The organism is Oceanobacillus sp. HCA-5259, from assembly GCF_037892815.1.
GTDB lineage: Bacteria > Bacillota > Bacilli > Bacillales > Amphibacillaceae > Oceanobacillus > Oceanobacillus indicireducens.
Genome location: NZ_JBBKBV010000060.1, coordinates 1 through 7283, shown reverse-complemented (window position 1 = coordinate 7283; position 7283 = coordinate 1). Strand labels below are relative to the sequence as shown.

General features: G+C 38.3%; 10 protein-coding genes. 8 read left to right on the top strand and 2 right to left on the bottom strand.

Annotation, left to right across the window (positions count from 1 at the left end; all coding sequences use genetic code 11):
- The first annotated feature begins 453 nt into the window (after nt 1–453).
- The 8 genes from WKU33_RS18570 (at nt 454) to nagB (ending at nt 5590) form a co-directional block, all read left to right on the top strand.
- Nucleotides 454–798, top strand: a complete 345-nt coding sequence (locus WKU33_RS18570; protein WP_336252504.1) for a hypothetical protein — start codon at nt 454–456, stop codon at nt 796–798.
- 27 nt (nt 799–825) lie between these two features.
- Complete coding sequence (locus WKU33_RS18565; protein WP_336252503.1) at nt 826–1458, top strand: DUF3885 domain-containing protein; 633 nt, start codon at nt 826–828, stop codon at nt 1456–1458.
- A 136-nt stretch (nt 1459–1594) separates the two neighbouring features.
- Nucleotides 1595–2074 carry a YrvL family regulatory protein gene (locus WKU33_RS18560; RefSeq protein WP_188859477.1) on the top strand — a complete coding sequence of 160 codons (480 nt, stop codon included), beginning with the start codon at nt 1595–1597 and terminating at the stop codon, nt 2072–2074.
- Nucleotides 2075–2100: 26 nt separating this feature from the next.
- The gene (locus tag WKU33_RS18555; protein ID WP_188859479.1) at nt 2101–2415 is read left to right on the top strand and encodes a hypothetical protein; all 315 of its coding nucleotides are present in this window, start codon (nt 2101–2103) and stop codon (nt 2413–2415) included.
- 38 nt (nt 2416–2453) lie between these two features.
- Nucleotides 2454–2738 carry a hypothetical protein gene (locus tag WKU33_RS18550; RefSeq protein WP_188859481.1) on the top strand — a complete coding sequence of 95 codons (285 nt, stop codon included), beginning with the start codon at nt 2454–2456 and terminating at the stop codon, nt 2736–2738.
- Nucleotides 2739–2790: 52 nt separating this feature from the next.
- The gene (locus WKU33_RS18545) at nt 2791–3243 is read left to right on the top strand and encodes a hypothetical protein (protein ID WP_336252501.1); all 453 of its coding nucleotides are present in this window, start codon (nt 2791–2793) and stop codon (nt 3241–3243) included.
- A gap of 495 nt (nt 3244–3738) precedes the next feature.
- The gene (locus tag WKU33_RS18540; protein WP_336252500.1) at nt 3739–4617 is read left to right on the top strand and encodes a hypothetical protein; all 879 of its coding nucleotides are present in this window, start codon (nt 3739–3741) and stop codon (nt 4615–4617) included.
- A gap of 244 nt (nt 4618–4861) precedes the next feature.
- Entirely contained in the window at nt 4862–5590 is a 729-nt protein-coding gene (gene nagB / locus WKU33_RS18535; protein WP_340456046.1) for a glucosamine-6-phosphate deaminase, read from the top strand.
- Between the two features lie 62 nt (nt 5591–5652).
- On the opposite strand, the gene WKU33_RS18530 is transcribed toward nagB, so the two are convergent.
- Nucleotides 5653–6036 (bottom strand): hypothetical protein, encoded by a 384-nt coding sequence (locus WKU33_RS18530; RefSeq protein ID WP_188859490.1) that lies wholly within the window; start codon nt 6034–6036, stop codon nt 5653–5655.
- 85 nt (nt 6037–6121) lie between these two features.
- Nucleotides 6122–7189, bottom strand: a complete 1068-nt coding sequence (locus WKU33_RS18525; RefSeq protein WP_340456043.1) for a C40 family peptidase — start codon at nt 7187–7189, stop codon at nt 6122–6124.
- Between the last annotated feature and the right edge of the window lie 94 nt (nt 7190–7283).

Sequence of the window (7283 nt, the reverse complement as noted above, 5' to 3'; positions counted from 1 at the left end):
TCCTTCCCTCCTCACTAAATGTTAGTTGAACAGAATCAGGTATTTACGGACTGTATACCCCCCCACCTTAACATGTTGGGCTTCCCTCAAGCTTAGAAGCGGGGGTATTACAGACCGTTAATACGTGATAAAAAATATTCCCAAGCCGAAACTTTCACTTGGATAATATCGTATTAAGGATTAGTATGAAATGACAAAGAATAGTAAAATGGAATTCTGTAACTGTGAAAAAAACCACCCTTTGAATAAAAATTGTCTCGAATACTACCAGCAACACAAGCTAGGTTATAAAATGACATATTACTATTATTTAGCACCCTGTCAGAAAATGAGACTAGGGAATGGAATACGATATTCAACGGAGACGGATGAAAGGATTCTATTACTGCCAGCGGGGCATTTACTTACGATAAAGAAAGAACCAACTTTTATTTAAAACGGAGGTCAACTACCTTGAACTGTTGTTGTGATAGTGGAATAACAAATGATTTAAAAATCGAAGGAGATGTTGGGGCAGACCCGATTTGGTGTAATCGGTGCGGTTGCAATCTTGATATAGAAGACGTTCCCGTTTCCAATGAATTAGCAGAGGAATTGTCGGATTGGGCAAAGAGCTATGGGACATGGATAGATTGGGAACAAGATAAATTGCTTCCCCACGGCAACCAACTGGAAAAAGAGTTTAATCAAAGAGGATATTTTTTAACAGGAAAAGTGAAACAAGAATTCAGTAGAAACTATAAAATAACATTCATACCATCCGCGAGTGCAGGAATTTATAGTCATCATGAAAAATAATCTTGAGAGATAAGGGAGGACGGAGAAATGCATTTAAATAAATACATCCAAACGAACTTCCCAAGCCTAACTCTAAAACCAAATCTCACCTCCCAATGGAATTCAAGTATTCATCTCGAACTAGCCAAAGGATTCTGTCCATTTAAAGAGGAGAGTGATGAGCTGAATCCTGATTATTTTCATACCGTCTATCATCAAGCTATCTCCCTATTTCATGATCTATTCTCAGCCGATGAGGAAATTATATTGGTAACGAACAGCTACCGGTATAAAAATGATAGAAAAAAGAACAGAAGGAAGCTCGGAGTATATCTTCACTATATTAAAAGTAAAGCCATCCGTTTGCGTTTAACGCAAGCAACCTTACCTTATATGTTTGAGGATGACGAAGAGAAGGAAGAGAAGTGCACATCTCAATTCTCCTTACGATGTCGTAAGCAAGATATTCAGTATTCAACTTTAATAAAAGCAATTTGCAACCAGGATTTCCCGCCAGTGAAGCCAAGAATACATCATCCATTTAACTTGGATGCTCCGGATATATTTTTTATTAATACGACGAGAAATATTATATTTTACATTTATGATGATAGAGGGTGTGAGGTGATTGCGAAGAATAGTGAAGCGATTCGCCCTATCTACGAAAAATATGCAGACTAGATGGATGAAAGTTATCGGGAAGAGATCAATCAACACTTTACGTGAAGATTGAATAGGAAGCCCTCGTTCACGTAAGATAAGATTACCATTTTAAATAGAACATAAAGTTATTGAAAACAGAAGGGGAACCAAAGTTATGCCAGAATCTAATGATGATTCATTTCGTAATATGAATAAAAAAGAAAAAATAGTTACAGTCGTAGGAATAGCGCTTCTTATTATCGTGGCGGTGGGTTTTGTATTTGGGATTTATTTCTTCGGTCTCGCAGGCGTTTTTAAAGTGCTTGGTGTTCAGTATGATTCAAACTGGTCATTAGTTATTTTTGTTTTCAATTTGTTTGCGATCGGCCTTATTTTCGAATTGTTTACCAACGTAATATTCAAATTGTCCGTCCGAAATATGACAGGAAAAGCAAAAGTGCTTGTTATCCGATTTTTGATCGAGAGCACATCGAATTGGCTCGTCCTCTTCACTGTGGATGAGTTTATGAGCAGTATCACGCTATCTCTTAAAACAGAGATTATAATTGCAATCTTTATTGCCTTGTTCGAAATTGTATTGGAAGATAAAGATGAAGAAGATGAGGAAGAAACAATTAAAAATACCGAGGATTAAATTAAAAACACAAAGGGGAATTACATATGATGGGTTTGCTTAATGTTGCGAGTTTTGTTCTTGGACTCACTGCTTGGATCCTTCCTGCAATGAATCTAATGAGGTATAGAAGTAATAACAATAAGAATTGGATTACGCTTACCATGCTTAGTTTGAGTGCTTGTGCTATTTCGCTATGTCTCGAGATGTTTTACACTTATCATCTGGTGAGAATCGAGGACTGGACTGCTCTGATGAATACAGCAGGGGCGGTAGTTTTTGCTGCCACGGTTCTGCTTGTTGTTACCATTCTATTAAATACAATTACGCTGTTCGTATTCCGTGATAAAACAGCGAAGTAGGGAAATGAAGAATATATTATGTTGAGGAGCAACGTAACTTGCAGTATTTTAAATTTCTAATTCAAGAGTCTATATTATTTGGGTTGATTATAATAGTGAATTACTTTTACGATATTAACCTTGGCCCACCTTTCACAAAGACAGATGTAATAGCGAGCATCATATGCCTGTCTATTCTTGGCTATTTATTATTTTTGCTCTTTACGTTATTTAAACGTTTCGATAATATAGTATTAAAAAATACAATCATACTTTCTATCCCGAATTTTATTATAACGGCACTCGTTATTGGGATTATATTCTCGAGTGTTGGTATAAAGTGACGGCAACTAATGATACGCTTCTAATTTTAAAAGGTAAGAGAGGAAACCAGCTATGACCCAATATATATACCTTGCTTCACCTATCAGATTACCAAAAGGTTCGTTTGGACAGTCACCTTTGTCTCCTGAACAACCGAATGTCTTTACCAGTGAGTTAGATTTCGCCCATTTATATTTTGAAAACAATTATGATAGTGAATTAAAACAGCGATTCTCATACAGTCCGCATTTTTCATTCAAGCATCAAGTAGCGGCAGATGCTCGTGACATCCCATTGAAACTTCAACTACAAGGGACTGCAGAGGAAGCGAAATGTTTAAGCATCCTGCATGCTTATATAGAAGAAGCCCTCCAAGCAAGCGGAGTTGTAGAGTATTTCACTAGTTTGAATGGAAAAGAGGACTCATCCATTGCTAAAAAGCGCTACATCCGCTGGTCGGATATAAAAGACCCTTATGATTTAGTCATAGATGACCTTGAGTTTTGGGAGATCACTTTATCATAATTCAACTTTCGCACTGATAAGCTTCATAAAATTGCTCTACATGACTGTACCGAGAAGACTTTAAAAATGGGACTCCTCTATTCACTCGAACGAACTGGAATCTGCTTCATTCGATCGATTAGAACCTTTCTATTCATTCGAACGAACTGGAATCTACTTCATTCGATTGATTAGAGCCCCCCTATTCACTCGAATGAACTGGAATCTGCTTCATTCGATCGATTTGAACTCTGCTATTCACTCGAACGAACTGGAATCTACTTCATTCGATTGATTAGAGCCCCGCAATTCACTCGAATGTCTGGAATCACCTTCAAACGAGTCATTAGAACCCTATTGAGGTATTGGGATTGTATCCATAACTATAATGAATTGCTGGTTTCACTAATTATACGAGAGAGTAGTTTACTGTTTCAGCTGCGAAAGTTGAAATAATAATATTTCGATTCAATAAATGTATTTTTAGTCAGGGTGATGAAAATAGAGAAGTTAATATTGGAAAAACATATAGACTATTCCTCACGTCTAAATTTCATATCCGGCCATGTAGCAAGAGACGGCACATTAATCTTAATCGAAAGTGATATAGAAGAACTCGATTTCTTCAGACGACCGGTTGTAAAAAATAATTGGTTCATCAAGCTGATAAAAGATGGCAGGATAGAAACAGTCGAATTAAAAAATGTTCCGCTTATCCCGACGGAAGTAGACATCTTTTCAGATGGTACGTTGCTTCTTGTCCAAAGCCGTTGTCTAAAGGAAGGTACATCTATTGAACGAAATGCGAGAAGATATAATCCGAGCGGGCAATTAATTGATGCTTTTACGTTGGGTGACGGCATAGAGAGTGTACAAGTTGATGAAACAGACACGATTTGGGTAAGCTATTTTGATGAGGGGATATTTGGAAACTTTGGCTGGGAAGAGCCGATGGGGAGTGCTGGTGTTGTTGCTTATACAATAAACGGTGAACGGTTGTGGGATGCAAGTGATTATGGAATTATGGACTGTTATGCGCTAAATGTTGCGAGCTCAAAGGAAATATACTTCTATTATTATGATGACTTTTTTCTTGTGCAACTGAATGAGCGGAAGGAATCGATTCGTAATCGTGTCAATAGCCGCCATCATACGTTGCAGCAATTTGTGTTAGACGAGAAGGGATTAATTGGTCAAATAGATGGGCAAAAGCTGATGCGCTTCCGAAAAACATTCCGAAAGTTTACTCCAAAGGAAGAACTGCGAGTCGTGGACGAAAAAGGGAAGCGTATTATTGGGCCAGTGTTTATGCGCGGGGATTACATTTATGTATATGGAAAAGGCGGGATATACAAAAGAAGGGTATCTACAATAAAGAATGCTTCGCTAAAATAACTGGAACTGCCAGTAAAAGAACAAAACCCAGCCCAGCGCCTTCTTCGGATAGGGAAGTAACATTTTTTACTAAAAAACCCCACAAAATATCTAGGCAAATATTAAAATTTCGTGTACACTTAAAAAGTATTTTTTCATAAGTATAACAAAAAAGATTTTATATACATGATGAATTAGATATAATAGTAATGGTTGAAATCCAATGTTTAGATGTTTAGACTCATCCTTTAGGAGGAATGAAGAAATGAAAATTGTGAAAGTGAAAGATTATGAGGAAATGAGCAGAAAAGCTGCTGAAATCGTAGCCGAGCGTATGAACGCGATTGAAAATCCGGTCATTGGCCTTGCGACTGGCTCGACTCCAGAGGGTATGTATGAGATTCTGATTGACAAATATAACAAAGGTGAAATTGATTTTGCAAATACAACGACATTCAATTTAGATGAATATGTTGGTATCACAGACGATGACCCGAACAGCTACCATTATTTCATGGATAAGCATCTGTTTGATCATGTCAATATTCAAAAAGAAAAAACTCATGTTCCAAGTGGTATGGCGGATGACTTAGACAGAGAATGCCGTGAATATGAAGAAGCTATTAAAGCTGCAGGTAACATCGACCTTCAATTACTTGGCATTGGCAATAACGGCCATATCGGCTTCAACGAACCAGGTACACCTGTTGACAGCAGAACTCATATTATTGGACTTAAAGAGGAAACGATTCAAGCGAATGCCCGCTTCTTTAATTCCATTGATGAAGTTCCGACAAAAGCAATTACAATGGGAATTGGCACGATTCTTGATAGTAAAGAAATCCTCATGATTATCTCTGGTAAAAACAAAAGAGACGCTGTGACCAGCCTTCTTAAAGGTACAATCTCAGAAGACATCCCAGCATCCGCTTTACATAACCATCCGAATGCAACGGTTATTATAGATGAAGCGGCTTGGGGAGATAATGAATAATAAATGTTACGATGAAAAAAGGCTATTGTCCAGACAATAGCCTTTCTCTTACCCTGAAAAAGTTAAACACGCTTAGCGATCAACACCTTTGAATACTGCCGCACGACCAAATCCTCCAATTGATCTGCCCGGAGTAAACCGAGCTCAATCGCCGCTTTAATCTTCGCTTTATCCGGCCGCCGGACTATCTCAATCAAATCTTCCATTCGCAGCTCCTCCAACCGACGAACCGTTCGCTCTTCATCAAACTTTTCCGTTTTCCGTATCTGTCGCTTCAATTGATATCCATCTCGAATAAATTCTCCAGTTTGATTCTCGCCAACCAATTCGTCAAACGCTTTATTGAACTCCTTTTTCAGTTCACCTAATTCCTGCTCGATTTCTCGTTTCATTTCCTGCAGGTTATAAAACCGCGCCAGCTTGTCTACATTTAGCTTATTATCCATTTGACATGCCCCCTGTCACCATTCTATTGATAACAGGTGTAGAATATTCCACAAAAAAAGACCTCCCATTTGGAAGGTCTGGCTTTTAATAAAATCGCTTATAGCTATCGAAGTGCTTACTCCAATAAGAGTCATTCAAGTTTGTGATGGTGACACCAGTTGATGATCCTGCGTGGATGAACTGGTTGTTTCCGATATAGATTCCCATATGGGAAATTCCCGCTTTATACGTGCCGGAGAAGAATACAAGGTCTCCAACCTGAGGTGTATTGACATAAAACGAACGGTCAAAGTATCCTTGCGTTGATGTCCGGCTAATACTCATCCCAGCATTTTTGTACGCATAATAAATGAATCCACTGCAGTCGAATCCGCTAGGTGAGGAGCCACCCCACACATACGGTACGCCAATTTGGCTTCGAGCGGTGCTAATTAGTGTGTCTACATTATAGCCAACATTATTTTTAGGTTGCTCTTTCGGTTTATTATTGGAAGGTGGAGTTGATTTACTTCCGTTAATATTCAATTTCTGTCCGATATAAATCATGTCAGAAGATAAGTTGTTCCATGACTTCAAGTTCGAAACGGTGACGCCATACTGTTTCGCGATATGTGACAGTGTATCTCCTGATTTAATGACATAAACAGTGGCATTCCCGGTCGCCGGTTTATTCGGCTTGCTTTTTCCAGCATTTGAATTTTTCGGTGGTGTTGAGCTGCTAGAATTACCAGGATTGGTTACATGGAATACATTGCCTGGATAAATTAGCGTTGTATTCAGATTGTTCCACTTCATTAGGTTCTGTAAAGAAATACCGTGGCGAGATGCAATTCCACTTAATGTGTCTCCCGCTTTTACTGTATATGTACTTGCGGAACTACTTTTATTGTTTGAACTTGGTTTATTTGACTTCGCTGGGGTTGATGATGATCCAGATGTTTTAAGTACCTGGTTAGGATAAATGATATCGGAAGTTAGGCTGTTCAGTTTCTTCAATGTTGTTACACTTGTACCGTGTTTTTGGGCAATGGCCCATAGAGAATCACCTGATTGTACCTTGTACGATGCTGCCGACGCTTCATCTGCTCCGAATAGTGCTGCTGCAATCGCTGCTCCAGCTGTTACTGACATAAAGATTTTTTTATTTGCCAACTAAAAAATCCTCCCTCTCTTATGTTGAATTAATACAAGATTCGTAGTTGAAAAGTTTGTCATATTTATTTGTGAAATGTTACTTAGTTATTAG